This is a genomic window from Bullifex porci (assembly GCF_009695635.1).
Lineage (GTDB): Bacteria > Spirochaetota > Spirochaetia > Sphaerochaetales > Sphaerochaetaceae > Bullifex > Bullifex porci.
On the sequence record NZ_VUNN01000015.1, the window covers coordinates 1 to 19,149 of the forward strand.

16 protein-coding genes, 1 tRNA gene and 1 pseudogene are annotated in these 19,149 nt (G+C 36.2%); 7 read left to right on the top strand and 11 right to left on the bottom strand.

What is annotated here, in order from left to right:
• Nucleotides 1-136 precede the first annotated feature (136 nt).
• From FYJ80_RS07770 to cysS, 4 genes are all read right to left on the bottom strand, one after another.
• On the bottom strand, nt 137-2,788 hold the full coding sequence (locus FYJ80_RS07770; protein ID WP_154425683.1) for a valine--tRNA ligase: 2,652 nt from the start codon (nt 2,786-2,788) through the stop codon (nt 137-139).
• A gap of 126 nt (nt 2,789-2,914) precedes the next feature.
• A complete protein-coding gene (locus tag FYJ80_RS07775) occupies nt 2,915-3,439 on the bottom strand; it encodes an anti-sigma factor family protein (RefSeq protein WP_206361027.1) in 525 nt (174 codons plus the stop codon).
• Nucleotides 3,429-3,965 carry an RNA polymerase sigma factor gene (locus FYJ80_RS07780; protein WP_154425687.1) on the bottom strand — a complete coding sequence of 179 codons (537 nt, stop codon included), beginning with the start codon at nt 3,963-3,965 and terminating at the stop codon, nt 3,429-3,431. The genes FYJ80_RS07775 and FYJ80_RS07780 overlap by 11 nt, the downstream gene beginning before the upstream one ends.
• A 28-nt stretch (nt 3,966-3,993) precedes the next feature.
• Nucleotides 3,994-5,400, bottom strand: a complete 1,407-nt coding sequence (cysS, locus tag FYJ80_RS07785; RefSeq protein ID WP_154425689.1) for a cysteine--tRNA ligase — start codon at nt 5,398-5,400, stop codon at nt 3,994-3,996.
• 30 nt (nt 5,401-5,430) lie between these two features.
• On the opposite strand from cysS, the gene murB reads away from it, so the two are divergent.
• Nucleotides 5,431-6,327: a UDP-N-acetylmuramate dehydrogenase gene (gene murB / locus FYJ80_RS07790; RefSeq protein ID WP_154425691.1), complete on the top strand. Its 897-nt coding sequence runs from the start codon at nt 5,431-5,433 to the stop codon at nt 6,325-6,327.
• Here murB and FYJ80_RS07795 read toward each other — a convergent pair.
• Entirely contained in the window at nt 6,311-7,312 is a 1,002-nt protein-coding gene (locus FYJ80_RS07795; RefSeq protein WP_154425693.1) for a hypothetical protein, read from the bottom strand. The genes murB and FYJ80_RS07795 overlap by 17 nt on opposite strands.
• 132 nt (nt 7,313-7,444) lie before the next feature.
• On the opposite strand from FYJ80_RS07795, the gene FYJ80_RS07800 reads away from it, so the two are divergent.
• From FYJ80_RS07800 to FYJ80_RS07810, 3 genes are all read left to right on the top strand, one after another.
• Entirely contained in the window at nt 7,445-8,785 is a 1,341-nt protein-coding gene (locus FYJ80_RS07800; protein WP_154425695.1) for an acetate kinase, read from the top strand.
• Nucleotides 8,786-8,917: 132 nt separating this feature from the next.
• Nucleotides 8,918-10,246: a RecQ family ATP-dependent DNA helicase gene (locus tag FYJ80_RS07805; RefSeq protein ID WP_154425697.1), complete on the top strand. Its 1,329-nt coding sequence runs from the start codon at nt 8,918-8,920 to the stop codon at nt 10,244-10,246.
• A 53-nt stretch (nt 10,247-10,299) separates the two neighbouring features.
• Complete coding sequence (locus tag FYJ80_RS07810) at nt 10,300-11,550, top strand: galactokinase (protein WP_235899611.1); 1,251 nt, start codon at nt 10,300-10,302, stop codon at nt 11,548-11,550.
• Nucleotide 11,551: 1 nt separating this feature from the next.
• Here the strand turns inward: FYJ80_RS07810 and FYJ80_RS07815 are convergent, their stop codons facing one another.
• Nucleotides 11,552-11,710 (bottom strand): FeoB-associated Cys-rich membrane protein, encoded by a 159-nt coding sequence (locus tag FYJ80_RS07815; RefSeq protein ID WP_154425701.1) that lies wholly within the window; start codon nt 11,708-11,710, stop codon nt 11,552-11,554.
• Between the two features lie 98 nt (nt 11,711-11,808).
• On the opposite strand from FYJ80_RS07815, the gene FYJ80_RS07820 reads away from it, so the two are divergent.
• Entirely contained in the window at nt 11,809-13,155 is a 1,347-nt protein-coding gene (locus FYJ80_RS07820) for an MATE family efflux transporter (RefSeq protein ID WP_154425703.1), read from the top strand.
• Between the two features lie 30 nt (nt 13,156-13,185).
• Here the strand turns inward: FYJ80_RS07820 and thrC are convergent, their stop codons facing one another.
• From thrC to rpmB, 3 genes are all read right to left on the bottom strand, one after another.
• Complete coding sequence (thrC, locus tag FYJ80_RS07825; RefSeq protein WP_154425705.1) at nt 13,186-14,445, bottom strand: threonine synthase; 1,260 nt, start codon at nt 14,443-14,445, stop codon at nt 13,186-13,188.
• A 14-nt stretch (nt 14,446-14,459) separates the two neighbouring features.
• Nucleotides 14,460-16,853, bottom strand: a complete 2,394-nt coding sequence (gene thrA, locus FYJ80_RS07830; RefSeq protein ID WP_154425707.1) for a bifunctional aspartate kinase/homoserine dehydrogenase I — start codon at nt 16,851-16,853, stop codon at nt 14,460-14,462.
• Nucleotides 16,854-16,929: 76 nt separating this feature from the next.
• Nucleotides 16,930-17,160 (bottom strand): 50S ribosomal protein L28, encoded by a 231-nt coding sequence (gene rpmB, locus FYJ80_RS07835; RefSeq protein ID WP_154425709.1) that lies wholly within the window; start codon nt 17,158-17,160, stop codon nt 16,930-16,932.
• A gap of 176 nt (nt 17,161-17,336) precedes the next feature.
• On the opposite strand from rpmB, the gene FYJ80_RS07840 reads away from it, so the two are divergent.
• The gene (locus FYJ80_RS07840) at nt 17,337-17,741 is read left to right on the top strand and encodes a hypothetical protein (RefSeq protein ID WP_154425711.1); all 405 of its coding nucleotides are present in this window, start codon (nt 17,337-17,339) and stop codon (nt 17,739-17,741) included.
• Here the strand turns inward: FYJ80_RS07840 and FYJ80_RS07845 are convergent.
• Nucleotides 17,714-18,319 (bottom strand): endonuclease III domain-containing protein, encoded by a 606-nt coding sequence (locus tag FYJ80_RS07845; RefSeq protein ID WP_154425713.1) that lies wholly within the window; start codon nt 18,317-18,319, stop codon nt 17,714-17,716. The genes FYJ80_RS07840 and FYJ80_RS07845 overlap by 28 nt on opposite strands.
• A 303-nt stretch (nt 18,320-18,622) precedes the next feature.
• Here FYJ80_RS07845 and FYJ80_RS07850 point away from each other — a divergent pair.
• Nucleotides 18,623-18,817 (top strand): annotated as a pseudogene (locus FYJ80_RS07850) (LuxR C-terminal-related transcriptional regulator); the annotation flags it as partial.
• Between the two features lie 174 nt (nt 18,818-18,991).
• Here FYJ80_RS07850 and FYJ80_RS07855 read toward each other — a convergent pair.
• Nucleotides 18,992-19,064: transfer RNA gene (locus tag FYJ80_RS07855), tRNA-Pro, on the bottom strand.
• Nucleotides 19,065-19,149: the final 85 nt, after the last annotated feature.

Consider the following 19,149-nt stretch of genomic DNA (forward strand, 5'->3'; position numbering starts at 1 on the left):
TATTTACATCATGTATTAATTTATTGATATTTTGGACAAAATTGAAGGCGAATGCTCGCTTATATGCTCGCATTCGCCTCTTTTTCATTTAGCACTATTTGTTTTTAAAGGCTCGTGCAACAGCCCCTCTTATCTATTAAAGAGTCTTTAGAAGAGCTATATGCTCACCTGCTTTTGCAATTGTTTCTTCAAACTCTGCCTTCTTGCCCTTCTCCTTCTCGATGGCTTCAGGCTTAGCATTTTTAACAAACTGCTCATTTGAAAGCTTTTTATTGCTCTGTGCTAAATTCTTTTCAGCCTTTGCAATCTCATTTTCAAGCTTCTTAATCTCAGCTTCAACATCGATAGCCTCACGAACAAATGAGAATACCTCAAAGCCGATTGCAGCAGAAGGGAATGCCTTAGAAACATCAATAGAAGCAGTTGTATCAATTTCAAGATTACCAGCACCCATGAAGGTTGCCATTAAGCTCTTCTCACTAATAAATACATCTGTTGCATAGAAGCCCTCTGATGGTCTAATAACAACGTGTAGCTTCTTCTCAGGAGCAATACCAAGCTTACTTCTAACAGAACGAACATTTCTTACTGCCTCTTGAAGCTCAGAAACTACCTTTGAATCCTCAGCAAAATCAAATGCTTCATCGAACTTTGGATAATCCTGGTTAATTAACATACCCTTATTGTTAGGAAGCTTCTGATAAATCTCCTCTGTAACAAATGAAAGATAAGGATGCATTAAGCGCATTGATTTCTCAAGAACATCCATAAGGATTGAGATTGCAAGATCCTTTTCTTCAGCTGTTCCATGTAAGAGCTTCATCTTACTTGCTTCGATGTACCAGTCACAGTAATCATTCCAGAAGAATGAGTAAACTGCCTGAGCTGCTTCATTGAAGCGGTAGCTTGTCATAGCCTTATTAATAGTATTAATTGCGCTATTAAGCTGATGATAAATCCACTTATCCATTGTATTGAGCTTATCAGGAGTGATCTCAACAAGATTTCTATCCTCAAGATTCATAAGTAAGAATCTTGTCGCATTCCAAATCTTATTAGCAAATCTAGAGCCCATCTTGAAGGAATCCATATCTACCTGAACATCTTGGCCCTGAGCTGCAAGATAACAAAGTGTAAACTTCATTGCATCTGCACCATAAAGGTCAATTACCTCAAGAGGATCGATACCATTTCCAAGGCTCTTACTCATCTTTCTACCTTGCTTATCTCTTACAAGTCCTGTAATTACGATATCCTTAAATGGAGCCTGGCCCATAAATTCCTCTGAAGCCATAATCATTCTACTAATCCAGAAGAAGATAATATCGTATGCAGATACTAGAGTCTGAGTTGGGAAGAAAGTCTTTAAATCAGGAGTCTTATCTGGCCAGCCAAGTGTTGAGAAAGGCCATAGCCATGATGAGAACCAGGTATCGAGTACGTCATTATCCTGATGAAGATGCTTAGAGCCACACTTTGGACAAGTATCAACATCTGTTCTAGAAACAATCATCTCTCCGCAATCTTCACAGTACCATACTGGGATTCTATGTCCCCACCAAAGCTGACGAGAGATACACCAGTCACGGATGTTTTCCATCCAGTGTGTATAAGTATTTTCCCATCTCTTAGGATAGAACTGTATATCACCATTTTTCCATGCAGCTAATGCCTTATCAGCCATAGAACGCATTGATACAAACCACTGCTCAGAAAGATATGGCTCTACAACTGTATGACAGCGGTAGCAGTGACCAACATCGTGTGCATGGTCAGTAATTCCAACTAAATATCCGCCCTCTTGTAAATCTGCGACAACAAGCTCACGAGCCTTAATTGGATCAAGTCCACGATATTTCTCTGGTACGTTTTCATTTAAGGTACCATCTGGGTTTAAAAGATTAATTGCTTCTAAATTATGTCTCTTTCCACACTCCCAGTCGTTTGGATCGTGAGCAGGAGTAATCTTTACCATACCAGTACCAAATTCTTTATCAACAAATGCATCAGCGATGATTGGAATTTCCTTACCCATCAATGGAAGAATTAGCTTTTTACCAACAACACTCTTATATCTCTCATCATCAGGGTTAACTGCTACAGCAACATCTCCAAACATTGTTTCAGGACGAGTAGTAGCAACTGTAATGTAGCCAGATCCATCAGCATATGGATATCTAACATCATAGAGATGTCCTGGCATATTCTCATACTCAACCTCATCATCAGCTAGTGCTGTACCACATTTTGGACAGTAGTTTACAAGATATTTACCTTTATAGATTAAGCCTCTCTCATACAAGGTTACAAAAGCCTCTCTAACGGCCTTTGAGAGTCCCTCATCCATTGTAAATCTTTCATGGTCCCAATCACAGGAGCATCCCATCTTCTTAAGCTGTGAGGAGATAATTGCATGGTGCTTATGCTTAACTTCCCAGGTTCGCTCGATAAACTTTTCTCTACCAAGATCCTGTCTTCTTAATCCCTCCTTAGCAAGCTGACGCTCTACTACGTTCTGAGTTGCAATACCAGCATGGTCTGTTCCAGGAACCCAGAGAGTATTCTTACCTTGCATTCTCTGATAGCGAACGATAATATCCTGCAAATTATTATTTAGGGCATGGCCCATATGAAGAATTCCTGTAACATTTGGAGGTGGCATTACCACGGAGAAATGCTCACACCCCTCTTTCTGAGGTCCAAAACACTTTCCGTCAACCCAACTGGAATAAATCTTATCTTCAAAATCCTTAGGGTTATAGGACTTTGAAAGTTCAACTGCTTTCATACCCAAAGCCTCCACAAAATATAGTCATTTTATCTTAACAAAAAGAGGTATAAAGGTATAGAGAGAAAAAAGAAAAAGGATACCCAACTTTTTATTAGGTATCCTTAATCGTAGAAGAAATTATATTTATTCGATTGGTTTTAAACCCTTAATCGAAATATCAACATTGTACCCCTTGCTATCAAGGTATTTCATTATTTCCTCCAAGGAATAGGCATCTAAGCCCTGCTCCTTTGTAGAAACTAAATGAACATTTTCACTTCCTGCTTGAGCACTAAAGGAAGGCATAATATCGCTAGTATTACTTGAAGAGCTACCAAATAAAGCAAAGCTTCCAATAAATACTACAATGATACCTGCAGCAGCTGTTACCATTGAGGGAATCGATACTTCAAGCTTTTTTCTCCAAAAGCTTATTTTCTTATTAGAAAAGCATTTCTTTTCTAGAATTGATAGAGTCTGTTCTTGTCTTGAAGTTAATTCCTCATCACTAGGCCCCACACCCTTGATGATGGCATCAAGCTTTTTCAGTTTTTCAAGTCTACTCTGACATGCAGTGCAATAAGAAAGATGCTCTTCAACCTGGCTCTTATAAGGCTCCCCAAGCTCTCCATCCAGATAAGAAGATAGTAATCCATCATCAATACACATAGCCATCCTCCTTAGAGAGAATTTCCTCAAGCTTCTTTCTAGCTCTATGAACTCTCACCTTTACATTACTCTCGGAAATCCCAAGAATCTTACCAATGGCTTTATAATCAAGATCGCCATACTCCTTAAGAGTTATAACCATCTTAAGATTATCAGGCAGCATCTCTATTGCAGCTCTAACCTCTTTGATAGTTTCCTTATCAGAGAGCTCCTTCACACCATCTACTACATAGGTAGCAGAGGTTGTAGGTAGCTGTTTAACCTTTTCAACCATGTTTATCTCCCGTTTATTTCTTCTCACATGGTTCAAGGCTAAATTCTTAGAGACCCTAATTAGCCAATACTTCGCATCATCCTCTGATGGGAAGCTCATATTCTTCATATAAAAGCGTTCAAACGTCTCTTGAACGAGGTCCTGAGCGATGTCTAAGTTATACACAACGTGATAACAAATCTTCATCAGCAAAGGATAACACTCATTATAGATGAGCTTGAAATCTTTTAAGTCCGTACTTTTGATTTCCATAACAGTAAATGCCCTTTATACAAAAAGGTTACACTCTCTCAAGAACTGGACCTTGAGGTGTATCTTTTACGATATAACCCATTTCCTTTAGGGTATTTCTAATTTCATCAGCTCTAGCAAAATTCTTTGCTTTCTTTGCATCAGCTCTCTCCTGAGCTAATGCTTTAACCTCAGCTGGAATATCATCACCCTCATCACTTTGGGCCTTTACCTCATCAAGTCTTAAACCAAGAATCATATCCATCTCAAGAATTAATGAAAGCTTTTCACCATCACTAACACTATTATCCTTGAGCATAGACCACATTACAGCTAGAGCCTGTGGAGCCATTAAATCATTTTCCATAGCACCAAAGAACTGCTCTTTATAGCTTAATGCCTTTTCACCTAATTCACTTGGCTCACTCTTCTTAAGCTCAGCTACTCTCTTTACTAAGCTTTCCCTTGCACTCTTTGCATGGTCTAAAGCCTCAAAGGAGAACTTAAGCTGGCTTCTATAGTGTCCTGAAAGGCAGAAGTATCTATAGTCAAGAGCGTTATACCCCTTTGACTCTAAGACAGAGAGTGTTAAGAACTCACCAGAGGACTTACTCATCTTACCCTTATCATTAAGTAAGAATTCACCATGGCACCAATAATTTACCCAAGGCTTTTTACCTGTTGCGGCTTCACTTTGTGCGATCTCATTTGTATGGTGAACAGGAATAGCATCAATACCACCACAATGGATATCAAAGTGGTCGCCAAGATATTTACTACTCATAGCTGAGCACTCAATGTGCCATCCTGGATATCCAACACCCCATGGTGAAGGCCATACCATAGCTTGGTCCTTAAACTTTGAATTAGTAAACCATAAAACAAAGTCCTTAGGATTCTTCTTATTGCTATCAACCTCAATTCTTGCACCCTCTCTTAAATTATCTAAGCGAAGACCTGCAAGCTTACCATAATCATCGATTGTATCGATTGAGAAATAAACATTTCCACCACTAACGTATGTGTGACCCTTCTCTTCAAGAGTTTTGATTAAGTTAATCATATCTTGAATGTGGTCTGTTGCCTTACAAACTACTCCTGGGCGAACAATATTTAAATGGCTCTCATCGGTAAAGAATGCTTTTGTATAAAACTCAGCAATATCCCAAACGCTCTTACCAGTTTCCTTAGCTCGTTTATTTAATTTATCCTCACCATCATCGCCATCACCAGTTAAATGTCCAACATCTGTAATATTCATTACATGCTTAACATCATATCCTGCATGAGAGAGTGTTCTATGAAGTAAATCCTCAAATATATATGTTCTAAGGTTGCCAATATGAGCAAAATTATAAACGGTAGGTCCACAACAGTACATCGAAACCCTATTATCAACAATTGGTTTGAACTCTTCTGTCTTCCTACTCATTGTGTTGTAAAGCTTAATTGACATACACCATTTCTCCTTATTAGACTATTTTATATGGTATCTAATGTAAGCATTCTAGAAGAAAAAATCAACATTCATACCAACTATGATATCACACTCCTTTCACCCATTAAGTGTGGGGGTAAGGTAAAATATATTACTTTCCCTTCTACACTTGATGAAGTAATCGAGAGTATAAAATTCTCAAAGCAAAATGACCTTAAGCTTTTCATACTGGGAGGCTTAACTAATACTCTAGTGCTTGATAGCGGTCTTGATGGCTTAGCTATTTCAACAAAGAATCTAAAAGGTATAACAGTAAAAGACGATGTAATAAGCGCTAAGTGTGGTGAGTCGTTAAGCCATGTAATTCAAAGTGCAATTAATAATAATCTATCGGGTCTTGAACAGCTTTCAGGAATCCCGGGAACTATTGGTGGTGCTTTAAAGGGAAATGCAGGCTCCTACAATAAAGCTATTTCAGATATTTTTTATAGTGCAGAAATTGTGCTACCAGATTTAAGCATAAAAAAAATATATAATTCTGATGACCTATTTTCCTATAGAGCATCAAACCTTCCAAAGGACTCATTTATTTACTCTGTCTCTTTACGCTTAAATAAGGTCGATGATAATAAACCTCTTATTAAGCAAAGAGAAGAATATATCTTAAAAAGAAAAGAGGTGGGACAATATGATAAGCCATCTCTAGGCTGTGTATTTAAAAACCCTACTCCACTTAGTGCAGGCTTATTAATTGATAAATGTGGTCTTAAGGGCTTAAGCTACAATGGTGCAGTAGTAAGTGAAAGTCATGCGAACTTTATTACTGTTGAGAAAAATACAACAGCAAACTCTTACCTTACATTAGCAAATAAGGTAAGAGAAGAAGTTTTTAAGCGCTTTGGTATTACACTCGATTATGAAATTAATATTATGGGCCAAAATTGAGCGTAACAGAGGTTTTAACCTTAAATTCACTTGAAAGTGATAAATAAATTGAAAAGCTATCTCTATCTAAATTAAAAGCAACAGAGAAGGTTTTTAAATTACTTTCAAACCGAAACCAATCTTTTTTAAAGATATATGTAAATGAGCCTGAGTTATCAAGTTTTATGCCAAAGTAATAGAGGAGTAATTCATATTCATAGTCTTTGATATATTTTCCCTTTTCAGTAAAGGATAATTTATACTCACTCCTTAAAATAAGCTTTTTATATCTATATCTAACATTAGAGGAAAGCTCAAAGCTTCGATAAGTGCCTCCTATATAGGGGTTACTTCCTTTAGAGTATGTAAGGCTAATATTTAAATCTCTACTTCTAATATCGCTTGTGATAATTAATGTCTTAGGATTTGCTTCCTTATAGTAATATGTAATATCTCCAAAGGAGACTGTAAGAGCAATATTGTTATAGCTTACGCCAAGAGAATAGAACCTTGATATCTCATTAAAATGAGTTAAGCTTACCATTACTCTAAATAGTAGGTATTTATTTGAATATCGTAGGATGATATTTTCACCCGCAAAGCCTCCTCTATTTTTACTATATGAGTATAGTTCATCACCTCTCTCTCCACTTTGATATCTTAAAAATGAGAGTGAAATATCCTTAAATGAGACATAGCTACCAATAGAAAATCTTTTATCAGGAGTTAAAAACAAAGCATAGCTATCATCAAAATAACCAAAGCCCTTAATATTAGCTGTCTTTTTTCGCTCAGCTTTATCCTTCCAAATGTAATAATCAGGGTATATTAACTCTGATAATTCAAACTCACTAATTGATCCCGCTTTAAAATTACCCTTTTTAATTGAAAATGTTTGTTCAACACTATCAATTGCAATTGGCCCAGAGCTAAGACGAATGCTCTCCTTTGAGAAGCTAATACTAACTGCACCTACTTTTGTACATAACAAAAGTACAATAATCATTAAAAATTTTATCCTCATACTAATAATAGCAAAAAAAGTCTGTTTTTTTCAAAAGTTGAAGATTGAGAAAAACGAATAATGATGTTTAAATAAAAGAAAAACAAATTAACAAATTAATTTAGGAGTAAATAGATGGTAATCCTCACATTAAACTGTGGCAGTTCCTCTGCCAAGTATCAGGTATATGACTGGGATAATAAAGATGTCCTAGCCGTAGGTATTGTTGAAAGAATCGGTCTTGAATATTCAACTATCGAGCAGAAGTCCACAGGTAAGGAAGTATATGAAGCTCGCTTCTCATCACCAACCCACATGGAAGCTATCCAGCTAGTATTAAAGATGTTAGTTGATGAGAAATATGGTTGTATCAAGAGCCTAGATGAAATTGGTGCAGTAGGTCATAGAGTACTTCATGGTGGTGAATATTTTAAGAAGTCTACCTTAGTAACAGATGAAGTAATTGAAAAATTAAAGGAAATCATCCCACTTGGACCTCTTCATATGCCAGCAAATATCATGGGTATTGAGGTTGCTCGTAAACTCATGCCAAATGTTCCTCAGGCAATTGTTATGGATACAGCTTGGCACCAGACAATGGAAGAAGCTGCATTTATGTATGCTGTTCCGTATTCATGGTATAAGGACTACAACGTACGCCGCTATGGCTTCCACGGAACAAGCCACCTCTATTGTGCTAAGAGAGCTGCAGTTCTCCTTGGAAAGGAAAACAAGGATACTAACGTAATTATCATGCACATTGGTAATGGTGCTTCTGGCTGTGCAGTTAAAAATGGTGTATGTATCGATACATCAATGGGTCTCACTCCACTTGAGGGTCTCGTAATGGGTTCAAGAAGTGGTGATATGGATCCAGCTATCATCCCTTATATGTGTAAGAACCTTGGTGTAACACCAGCTGAAATGGATACTCTATTAAATAAGAAATCAGGTCTTATCGGTATTTGTGGAAAGTCTGATAGAAGAGACGTACATACAGCAGCACTCGAAGGCGATAAGCTTGCTCAGCTTGGTATAGATATGGAAATACATAGAATCAAGAAGTACATCGGTGCTTATGCAGCTCTTCTTGGCCGTGTAGATGCAGTTGTATTCACAGCAGGTGTTGGTGAAATGGGTGATCACATCAGAAAGGGTGCTCTCTCAGGTCTTGAAAACTTTGGTATTAAGCTTGATGAGAAGAAGAATGCTCTCTCACACTGCAGAAATACAGAAACATGTATCAGCGCAGATGATTCTCCTGTTAAGATTTTCGTAATCCCAACAGATGAAGAGCTTGTAATGACTGAAGATGCATTTGCACTCATGAATGGAACCTACGACATCCATACAAACTTCCACTACACATTTGAGTCTCCAGATTATGTTAATAAGGCTAGAGCTAGAGGTCTTGTTGAAAACCTCAAGAAAACTCCAGAGCTTGAAAGCATAATTGCTCATCCAGTAAGAAAATAACTATTCAGCCTCAGATTTATTTCTGAGGCTTTTCTATACCCTTTCAGTTTTTATAAACTTAAATAATTATACTATTTTCGGTATATTATATTACTTTTTATAATTAATCATATTTAATTAATTATTATTAATATGAAATATGATATAGATACTATTGCAAAAGAAAGGTTTAATATTGTTTCTCTAAGAGAACATCAGAGGTTAGTAATAAATGAAATTATTTCAGGCTTTACAAAAGCTAATGGAGCTATGATAGTTGTTCTCCCAACAGGCGGTGGTAAAAGCCTATGCTTTCAGCTTCCAGCAATAGTTGCAGATGGGATCACAATTATAATCTATCCTATATTAGCTTTGATGAGAGATCAAAGTGCAGCATTAAAAAGATTAAATATAGAGCACTGTGTTTTAACAAGTAAAAGCAATAAGAAAAAAGCATTGCTCGATATACTCTCTAATAAAGCTAAGATTATAATTACTACTATGGAATCGTTAACAAATCCTTTGATACTAACATTCCTCTCTGCACAAAAGATATCATTAGTAGTATTTGACGAAGCACATACAGTGATTTCATGGGGTGAGAGCTTTAGACCCAAATACCTTGAAACAAAAAGAGTATTAAAGTTTTTAAAGCCTCAGCAAGTATTAGCTTTTACAGCAACTCTTGATAGCTACACAGAGTCAAAGCTATGTGAGCTACTATTTATTTCAAAGCCAAAGATAATTGCAGCATCTATGAATAGAGAAAATATAATTTATCATAGAATACGCTCTCTTTTTCCAATTATGGATATAGTTACACTTCTTAAGGCTTCTTCAACACGTCCTGCTATTGTCTTTACACGTTCAAGAAAAAGATGTGAGCAGCTTGCTATCCTGCTATCTCCATACTTTAAAACAATGTTTTATCATGCGGGTTTATCATCTGAAAAGAGACTTGAGATAGAGAAGCAATTCTATAAAAGCTCAGATAGCGTAATGTGTGCAACTATTGCATATGGGATGGGAGTTGATAAAAGAGATATTAAAACAGTAATTCATTATGATTTATCTCAAAGTGCTAGTGATTACCTTCAAGAGTCAGGAAGAGCTGGAAGAGATGGCTCTATAGTAAATGCGTATGTATTAATTAAAGCAGATGAGGATAGTCCGTTAAAGAATCTCTTTTTAAGTAATAAATGTATTAGAGAAAGTTTAATTAATTTAATGGGGAAAAAGCTTATCGGAGAATGCCAAGGCTGTGATAGCTGTGAAAATAAATTTACACAAGCTTGGGGAGAAGAAAGAATATTAAAAGCTGCTAGGCACCTTCCCCTAGTCTTCAATACGTCTTCACTTAGTCAATATTTATTAAGGAAGAAGGAATTTAAAGGAATAAAAAAACTTGAGCTAGATAATGCTATTCATATTTTATTAGAGGAAAAGAAGCTTAAAAGTATCTTTTCTAAACTTTATTCTTAAATATTAATATCTTTTTACAATCCTTTCTGATAGACTATTTTATGGAGGAGAACATGAAAGATATTAGCCATCTCTATGAGGGCCTATATGGCAAAAATTATAATAAAGAGGATATGGATGCTCGCTTTGAACACCTTTTAAAAGAGCATGAAAAGGAGTTTGGGAAAAAGGATAATGTTGCACTATTTTCAACAGCTGGTAGAACAGAATTAGCTGGCAACCATACAGACCATAACCTTGGTTTAGTAATTACTGGAACTATAAATTTAGATACAATCGCAGCTGTTTCATTAAGAGCTGATAGCAGAGTAATTCTAAAGAGTGAGGGCTTTCCAGTTGATGATGTAGATATCTCAGATCTATCTATTAAGGAGGAAGAAAAAAATACAACATCTTCCTTAATTAGAGGTATTGCAGATGCATTTACAAAGAGAGGATTAAAGGTTGGAGGCTTTGAAGCTAATACAACTACTAGAGTATTAAAGGGCTCAGGACTATCCTCCTCTGCTGCAATTGAAGTATTAATTGCTGAAATATTTAACAATCTATTTAATAACGATGCACTTTCTCCTATTGAATTAGCAAAGATAAGCCAATATGCAGAAAATGTATACTTTGGTAAGCCATCAGGCTTAATGGACCAAATAGGATGTGCAAATGGTGGTATTGTAGGAATTGATTTCGAGGATGCCAAAAATCCAAAGGTTAAGGCTCTAGACGTTAACTTTAAGGATTATGGATATAACCTAGTAATCGTTGATACTAAAGGTAACCATGCAGATTTAACTCATGAATATGCAGCTGTTCCAACAGAGATGAAGAGAGTTGCAGCTTACTTTGGAAAGAGTGTTTTAAGAGATGTTTCATTAAATGAGTTTATTAAAGCATTACCTGAAGCAAGAAAAGCTGTTAACAATGACAGAGCACTTTTACGAGCTTATCACTACCTAACAGAGAACCAAAGAGTTAATGATATGCTAGAGGCTTTAGAGAATAAGGATTTTGATTCCTACCTCAAGGGTGTCCAAGAGAGTGGTAATTCATCCTTCAGATTCTTACAAAACGTATATGCAGCAAGTGCACCACAGGAACAGGGACTTTCCATTGGAATTGCAATTAGTGAAGCAATTTTAAAGGATAAGGGTGTTGTAAGAGTACATGGTGGTGGCTTTGCAGGTACAATCCAAGCATACGTTCCAGATGATATTCTCGATGAATATATCACTCAAATGGATAATCTATTTGGTAAGGGTGCTTCTACACTACTCTCAATTAGAAGCCTTCCAACCTGTAGACTTTGTTAAGCTATTTATTTATATCAGTGCTGTTGCATTTATTGCAGCAGCATTTTTTTTCACTACTACAGCCGCAGCCACATGATGAGCACTTTCCATTCTTCTTTAGTGATCTAAAAGCTAATACTGCTAATAATATAACTACTAATAAAACAATTATTGTTGCCATTTTTAATCTCCTGTTAGTCAAAACTAACTATAATAATAAATAATAAGATAATCAACTACTTATTATTTTTTTCCAAGCTTACTATAATATGCGACTGTATGACTAAACAAATTGAGAAAAATGCTATTGTAGAGGGACCAATTTGGAAAGCAATACTTTATTTCTTCTTTCCAATACTCTTTGGAACATTCTTTCAGCAGCTATATAATACAGTTGATGCAGTTATTGTAGGACAGTTCTTAGGTAAGCAGGCCTTAGCAGCAGTAGGCGGTGGAACTAGTACAATTATTAATCTACTTATTGGCTTCTTCACCGGTCTTGCATCTGGTGCTAGCGTAGTTATATCCCATCGCTATGGCTCAGGAAATATTGACAAGACAAAGCAAGCTATAAATACAGCAATGGCTATATCAATAGCTAGTAGCATAATTATTACAGCTGTTGGACTACTAACAGCAAAGGCATCACTGGAAATTATTAAAACACCAGATGATATACTACCTCAAGCATTAAAATATATGAGGATATATTATGCTGGCTCTACTGCACTTGTAGTATATAATATGGGAACAGGAGTATTTAGAGCACTTGGAGACTCAAGGCACCCTCTCTACTTTTTAATAATAGGCTGTATTTGTAATATTATATTAGATATTATCTTTATTGGCGCCTTTAAAATGGGAGTTGAAGGAGCTGCATTCGCAACTGTAATATCACAAGCTATCTCTATGCTATTAACTCTTGTAAGCTTAGCTAAGCTTAAAGATGGTCTTAAATATAGAGTATTAGAGAGTCGATTCAACATAACAGAATTAAAGGAGATGCTTAGAATTGGACTTCCTTCTGGTATTCAGTCAATGCTCTATACACTATCAAATCTATTAATTCAAAGTAGTGTAAATGGCTTTGGAACAGATACAGCTGCAGCCTGGGCTGCATATGGAAAGCTCGATTGCATGTTCTGGATGATAATAAATGCCTTTGGTATAGCAATAACAACCTTTGTAGGTCAAAACTATGGAGCTGGTAAAACAGATAGAGTAAGGAAGGGAGTAAGAACAACAATACTATTTGCAGGCGGCACAACAATAGTTATTTCCTTAATCTACTGTCTCTTTGCTCGATATGCATATATGCTATTTACTCAAGATGAAAATGTAATAAATATTGGTGTTGAGATCATATATATTATTGCTCCAACCTTTATTACATATATTACTGTAGAAATACTATCTGGCACTATTAGAGGAGCAGGTAAGGCGTTAGTTCCAACTGTAATTTGTTTAACAGGTATTTGTGGTATTAGAGTTCTATGGGTATGCATTGTCTCACCACTTATTGGAACACTTTCTTCAGTAATAGTTTGTTATCCAATTACTTGGGTAATTACTTCAATACTATTCTTAACCTATTATAAAAAAGGTAAGTGGCTTAATAATAATTAAGGGAGAGCTTTTAAACTCTCCCCTTAGCTATTATTTAAATAGCTCCTTGTAGTCAGTACCAATCTCAGTGAAGGTACTTGGCATATTAACTAGCTTTGCTAATGCTGGTGGCATTTCTACTGTCTTATTAATTAATGGCTCAACTACAGTTTCAAATTTAGCAGGATGTGCTGTTGAAACTATAATAGTTGGTTCACTATTAAAATGATCAAGTCTTACACGCTCTGCACATGCAGTATGTGGACAAAGCACATAGCCTTCCTTAGCATATTCATCCTTAATAGTTTTCTTAATCTCTTCATCACTAACAGAGTAAGCAGTAACATTTTCCTTCATCTTCTCATAGCTATCAAAGAGGTTAAAGAGTCTTTCCATATTAGATGGAGCACCTACATCCATTGCATTTGCTAAAGTCTTAACACTATCTCTAGGACGATATACACCACTTGATAAATACTCTGGGATAGTAGTATTAGCATTAACTGCTAGAACTATTCTTTCAATTGGAGCTCCAATAGCTTTAGCCCAGAAAGCACCAGTACAGTTACCAACATTACCTGATGGAACAATTATTACAGGCTTCTTTCCACATCTCTTTTGATAAAGCATTGAAGCATATACATAGTAAACCATCTGAGGAAGGAGTCTTCCTAGGTTAATAGAGTTAGCACTTGAAAGATTCTTTAATTCAGGATCAACGAAGGCACTCTTAACCATTCTTTGGCAATCATCGAAGGAGCCTCTAACCTCATATGATGAGATATTATCATCCCAACAGGTTAGCTGTCTTCTCTGACGCTCAGCAACTCTTCCCTTTGGGAATAATACCTTAACAGAGAGATTCTGTCTCTTATGGAATGCTGATGCAACAGCACCACCTGTATCACCACTAGTAGCAACTAAGATACAAAGCTTTTCACCCTTCTTTACTAATAGCTTCTCCATTGAGAAGGATAAGAATCTTGCACCAAAATCCTTAAAAGCAGAGGTTGGTCCATGGAAAAGCTCTAATACAGATGTATCCTTAAGCTCTCTTAGCTCAACTGGAAAGTTAAATGCGCCCTTACAAATATCTAAAAGCTCATCTAATAGCTCATCACCCTCGAAGAAAGGCTTTAGTGTCTCATAGGCAAAGGTAGGATAGTCTAATTCTAAGCTAACACTCTTTGAGAGAGTAGGAAGCTGTGATGGTACGAATAAGCCACCATCTGCAGCTAAGCCCTTTAATATAGCCTGTGAAGCAGTGAGCTTTATATCTCTATTTTTATCACGTGTTGAATAGTAATACATTTCTTTCTCCTTTATCAGAGTATTCCTGCACCAATGTAAATGGCCAGTCTAAGTAGGTCTGCAAAAACGCCACCCGCTGTAACCTCTCTACCAGCACCTGGGCCCTTAATTACTAGTGGTTGGCTTTCAACATAACGACTTGTAACGAATGTTATCACATTATCGGTTCCTGATGCACTTGCAAATGGATGGTTTGCACCAAAGGATTCAAGAGAAACTGAGCACTTTCCGTTGTCTACTCGACCAACATATCTAATTACCTCACCCCTATCCTTTGCTTCCTTATACTTGGTGTATATCTCATCATCCATCTCAGAGAGCCTTGATAAGAACTCCTCCTTAGAGGCATCCTTAAGCTTGTCAGGAACTAATGAGGTAATATTAAGGTTCTCAAGCTCTACATCTAAACCAATTTCACGAGCTAGGATAACTGTCTTTCTAGCTACATCCATACCAGATAGATCATCACGAGGATCTGGCTCTGTATATCCCATCTCCTTAGCCTGTAAAACTAGCTGAGAGAATGGAACAGTACCATCGTAACGATTAAATAGCCATGATAATGTACCAGATAGCATACCCTCTATCTTCTTAACCTCATCACCTGTTTGGATTAAGTCATTAAGTGTATTAATAACTGGTAGACCAGCACCTACTGTAGTCTCATACAAAAATCTTTTTCCAGTTCTCTTACAGGTTTCGAACATCTCCTTATAATAAGAATAGGAGCCTGTTGCAGCCTTTTTATTAGGAGTAATTACGTGGAACTTCTCTAAGAAACGAGAATACATACTAGCTAGCTCATTACTTGTTGTGCAATCAACAAGAACAGAGTGTGGATAGTATTCAGAGCCTACATGAGCTAAGAACTTATTTAAATCATATTCCTGAGATGCAACCTCAAATAGCTCTCTCCACTTAGAAAGGTCAATACCCTCCTCACTTAAAAGCATTCTAGAGGAACTAGCAATTGCACGGATTCTAATATCAAGACCAAATTGATCCTGTAGACGTTCCTTTTCACTTGCAATCTGGTTCAAAAAGGTTCCACCGATATTACCTGGTCCAAAGACACCAACAGACATTGTTTGTGCAGATAAAAAGAATGATGCATGAACCTGAGAAAGTGCCTTAAGCGAGTCACATTCTCTAATAACTGCAGAAATATTTCTTTCTGAAGAGCCCTGAGCGATAGCAGAGATGTTTACACCTGCCTTAGCAAGTGCAGAGAAGAACTTACCAGATACACCGATTTGTCCACTCATCACATCACCAACTGCAGCAAGGATTGCCATATTACTAACTGCGCTAATAGATCCAATTTGATGGTTATTAAGCTCGCTCTCAAATTCATATCTCGCACAAGCAGCAGCCATAGTTACTTGAGAAGATGGAACTGCAAAACAAATTGAATACTCACTAGAAGCCTGGCTTATGAGAATTACAGAAATACCTTCCCTTCTAAGAGCTGTAAATAGACGAGAGGAAATACCAGGAATACCAGACATACCAGCACCTTCGATGTTGATAATCGAAATATCTCTCATGACAGAGAAGGCCTTAATTGGGAATCGTCTATCCTGGACACTCTTTTTATCTGTAATAATAGTTCCCTTACTTGTGATATCACCCCAGAACTTTAGTTCTATAGGAATTCCCTGGCTTTGAGCTGGAATAAAGTAGTGAGGATGAACAATAGGAGCACCAAAGAAGCTTAACTCAGTTGCTTCAGCAAAAGAAAGACGCTCAATAACCTTAGCAGAAGGTATATCCTTCTTTCTTGCAGTACATAAAAGTGATCTATTATTCCAAAAGGTTAGTGCACCACCTGCATTAACTGCACATAGACATGCAGTATATTCACTCTCACCCTCATGGCTTAAAACCTTAATTTTAGGCTGGATTAAATCGCCATAGATGAATGTAGCTCCCCTTGTGAAGCTCTTTTGTCTAACAGCCTTATCTGCAGCAATTAGTGAAGCTGTTATTCCATTTGAATTAAAATATGCAGATGCAATTAAAGCTAAGTAATAGCTTGTTAATGAAGCAAAATATTTTAATGTACTCTCAGAAATATCCTCTAAGAGCCATACAGACCTAAGGATATCTTCCATATCCTCAAAGCCCTTTCGAATTAACGATGAAACTATTTCATCTCTAATGTTTAGTTTTGATGACAAATCTAGCCAAGCAAGCTGAGATTGCTCTAAGGAAGACCATAAAATCTCATCCTTTTTCTTTGCACTCTCTAAAAGACCAGATAAACATAACGGACCTTCATGCACTGGAGAAATAACATATACTTGACTCTCTTCTGTTGATGAAGAGTGTATCTTTAAAAGCTTTTCATATCCTTCAGGTATACAGAGCATTACGCCTTCAAGCGCATGTACTCTTAAGTCATCCATAAAAACCTCCGATAATCTCTAGAGACAAATATGAGCCCTGCTATAGGGCTCATACTCTTTGGAAAGATAAGTAAGATTATACTACTTTCTGGAACTTTCCGCTTCTAAGACAACGTGTGCAAACCTTAATTGTCTTTGGAGTACCATTAATCATAGTCTTAATGGTTACAAGGTTTGGGCGGAACTCTCTCTTCTTTGTTACACCAATATGCTGACCAACACCACCGTCTTTCTTAGCTTGACCTTTACGAGGAACTACCTGTCCAGCAACAGTACCCTTACCGCAAATATCACATCTTCTTGCCATGATTATATCCACCTTAATCTGTGTTATTTTTTCTATTCGGGCGGCTTCTCAATATCATCTGTTCGAGCATATACAGTGAAAGTGAGAGGTCGCAACTATTTGACTTTATCAAATATTCATAGGTTTTGTAAATACTCTTTCTATTCATTTTTCCATTCATGAAGTATTATTTTCATATGACTGAAAATATTTTTGCTCTCACCTGTGATAAAGACTTTGAAAATAAGCTATTCTTGCTAAGGAAAAAGCTATTCAAGCTTTCAGATGATGAGACTATTTTCGCCCTACCTCCATATATTATTTTAGGAAAAACAGAGAAGAGAAGCTTTGATAGAAAGCACTACAACCTAAAGCTTTTTTTTGATGGAAGCTATGTTGATAGTGAATATGGAAAGCTATTAACAGCTCATGATGATAAAGAATTGAAAGAAATCCAAAAAAGCTTAAATATTACTCCCTCCCCTGTTGGAATATATATTTCTAAGCGTGCATTACCAACCTTAGAGGAGCCTCTTATTTCTAAGCATCAGCGCTTAGTACTACTTAAGAGCTTTCAAGATGGATTTATAGTTTTACAATAGCTTCTTACAGGACACTCATCACAATTAGGCTTTTTGCTAAAGCAATACTTTCTTCCATGTAAATTTAAAACCATAGAGAGCCTTGACCATAATTCTTTTGGATAGTTTTTCTTAATATCAAACTCAACCTTATCTGGATCTGTTTCAGCTGTATATCCAAGACGCTTAGCAACTCTCTTAAAATGAGTATCAACAATAATTGCTGGCTCATTACAAATATGTAAAATATAGCAGTTAGCTGTTTTTCTACCAACTCCAGGAAGCTTTATTAATTCCTCGATAGTATTTGGAATATAACCTAAGCTAACTAAAGCCTTTGAAAGAGCAATAATATTTTTAGCCTTCATATGGTAAAAGCCCAAAGGCTTAATTATCTCCTCAACAGCTGTTAATTCAGCATTAGATAACGCCTTTTCATCAGGGTATTTAGAAAATAATATAGGAGTAATTCTCATTACTGCAGCATCTGTTGTTTGTGCTGATAAGCAAACAGAAACTAAAAATTGAAAGTTAGTATCTGCAAATAAAAAACCAATATCCTTAGGATATATTTTATCGAGAATTTCAAAAGCCTTCATAAAATGGATAGTAACACAATAATAGAATTAATGATAAGAAAGAAAAAACATAAACTACACTTTTAAGACACTTATCATCCATATTCTCTCTTTGCATTGTGTTTCTTTCTTCTAGAGTCTATTATTTTTTGCTTGGATAAGCTTAAGATATTATGAGATAAAAGCCATAAGCAAAATGATTACAACTTTAAAAGATTTTGATTTATTTGCTGACAGCTGAAAACAAATAACGACTCACCTGCATCAGATAGGCAAAGTGATGAAATAGCCAATTTATTGAAATAATATAAACTCACAGATAAGGAAGCAATGATTATCCGTATGGTGGAATCAGGATATCTTAGGGAATCTCTTACAGAAAAACTATTCATATCGGAAAATACCTTAAAGGAGCATCTCTGCAACATATACAGAAAGCTTGGCATCAACAAGTTTGAAGAACTACTTCAGTTTACTATAGATAATTCATCACTTTACTCCCAAGGAGAGGCAGGGTAATGACTAATCTAGAACAACAGATATAGAGGTCTATATCAATAATTTTCATAGAGATTTACTATAAATATATAATTTAATCGTATTAAATAGCTTACCTTATATCTATTTTCACTTTTATTTTCTAAATAATGTAAAAAAAAGAAGCTGAAACCTATTAAGTCTCAGCTTTTATAGTCGGGATGAATGGACTCGAACCATCGATATTCTGCTCCCAAAGCAGACGCCATAGCCGCTAGGCGACATCCCGAATCAACGAAGATGATAATGCACTAAATAGAAATTATTGTCAACAGCTTTTGAAAAAAAGTTTAAAAAAATTCATAAAAGACTAA

Coding starts and splice junctions, on each gene's coding strand:
- thrC (WP_154425705.1), bottom strand. CDS start 14,445: ATGTATTACTATTCAACACGTGATAAAAATAGAGATATAAAGCTCACT.
- thrA (WP_154425707.1), bottom strand. CDS start 16,853: ATGGATGACTTAAGAGTACATGCGCTTGAAGGCGTAATGCTCTGTATA.
- FYJ80_RS07800 (WP_154425695.1), top strand. CDS start 7,445: ATGGTAATCCTCACATTAAACTGTGGCAGTTCCTCTGCCAAGTATCAG.
- FYJ80_RS07820 (WP_154425703.1), top strand. CDS start 11,809: ATGACTAAACAAATTGAGAAAAATGCTATTGTAGAGGGACCAATTTGG.
- murB (WP_154425691.1), top strand. CDS start 5,431: ATGGTATCTAATGTAAGCATTCTAGAAGAAAAAATCAACATTCATACC.
- FYJ80_RS07780 (WP_154425687.1), bottom strand. CDS start 3,965: ATGGAAATCAAAAGTACGGACTTAAAAGATTTCAAGCTCATCTATAAT.
- FYJ80_RS07840 (WP_154425711.1), top strand. CDS start 17,337: ATGACTGAAAATATTTTTGCTCTCACCTGTGATAAAGACTTTGAAAAT.
- FYJ80_RS07775 (WP_206361027.1), bottom strand. CDS start 3,439: ATGTGTATTGATGATGGATTACTATCTTCTTATCTGGATGGAGAGCTT.
- FYJ80_RS07810 (WP_235899611.1), top strand. CDS start 10,300: ATGAAAGATATTAGCCATCTCTATGAGGGCCTATATGGCAAAAATTAT.
- cysS (WP_154425689.1), bottom strand. CDS start 5,400: ATGTCAATTAAGCTTTACAACACAATGAGTAGGAAGACAGAAGAGTTC.
- FYJ80_RS07805 (WP_154425697.1), top strand. CDS start 8,918: ATGAAATATGATATAGATACTATTGCAAAAGAAAGGTTTAATATTGTT.
- rpmB (WP_154425709.1), bottom strand. CDS start 17,160: ATGGCAAGAAGATGTGATATTTGCGGTAAGGGTACTGTTGCTGGACAG.
- FYJ80_RS07795 (WP_154425693.1), bottom strand. CDS start 7,312: ATGATTATTGTACTTTTGTTATGTACAAAAGTAGGTGCAGTTAGTATT.
- FYJ80_RS07770 (WP_154425683.1), bottom strand. CDS start 2,788: ATGAAAGCAGTTGAACTTTCAAAGTCCTATAACCCTAAGGATTTTGAA.
- FYJ80_RS07845 (WP_154425713.1), bottom strand. CDS start 18,319: ATGAAGGCTTTTGAAATTCTCGATAAAATATATCCTAAGGATATTGGT.
- FYJ80_RS07815 (WP_154425701.1), bottom strand. CDS start 11,710: ATGGCAACAATAATTGTTTTATTAGTAGTTATATTATTAGCAGTATTA.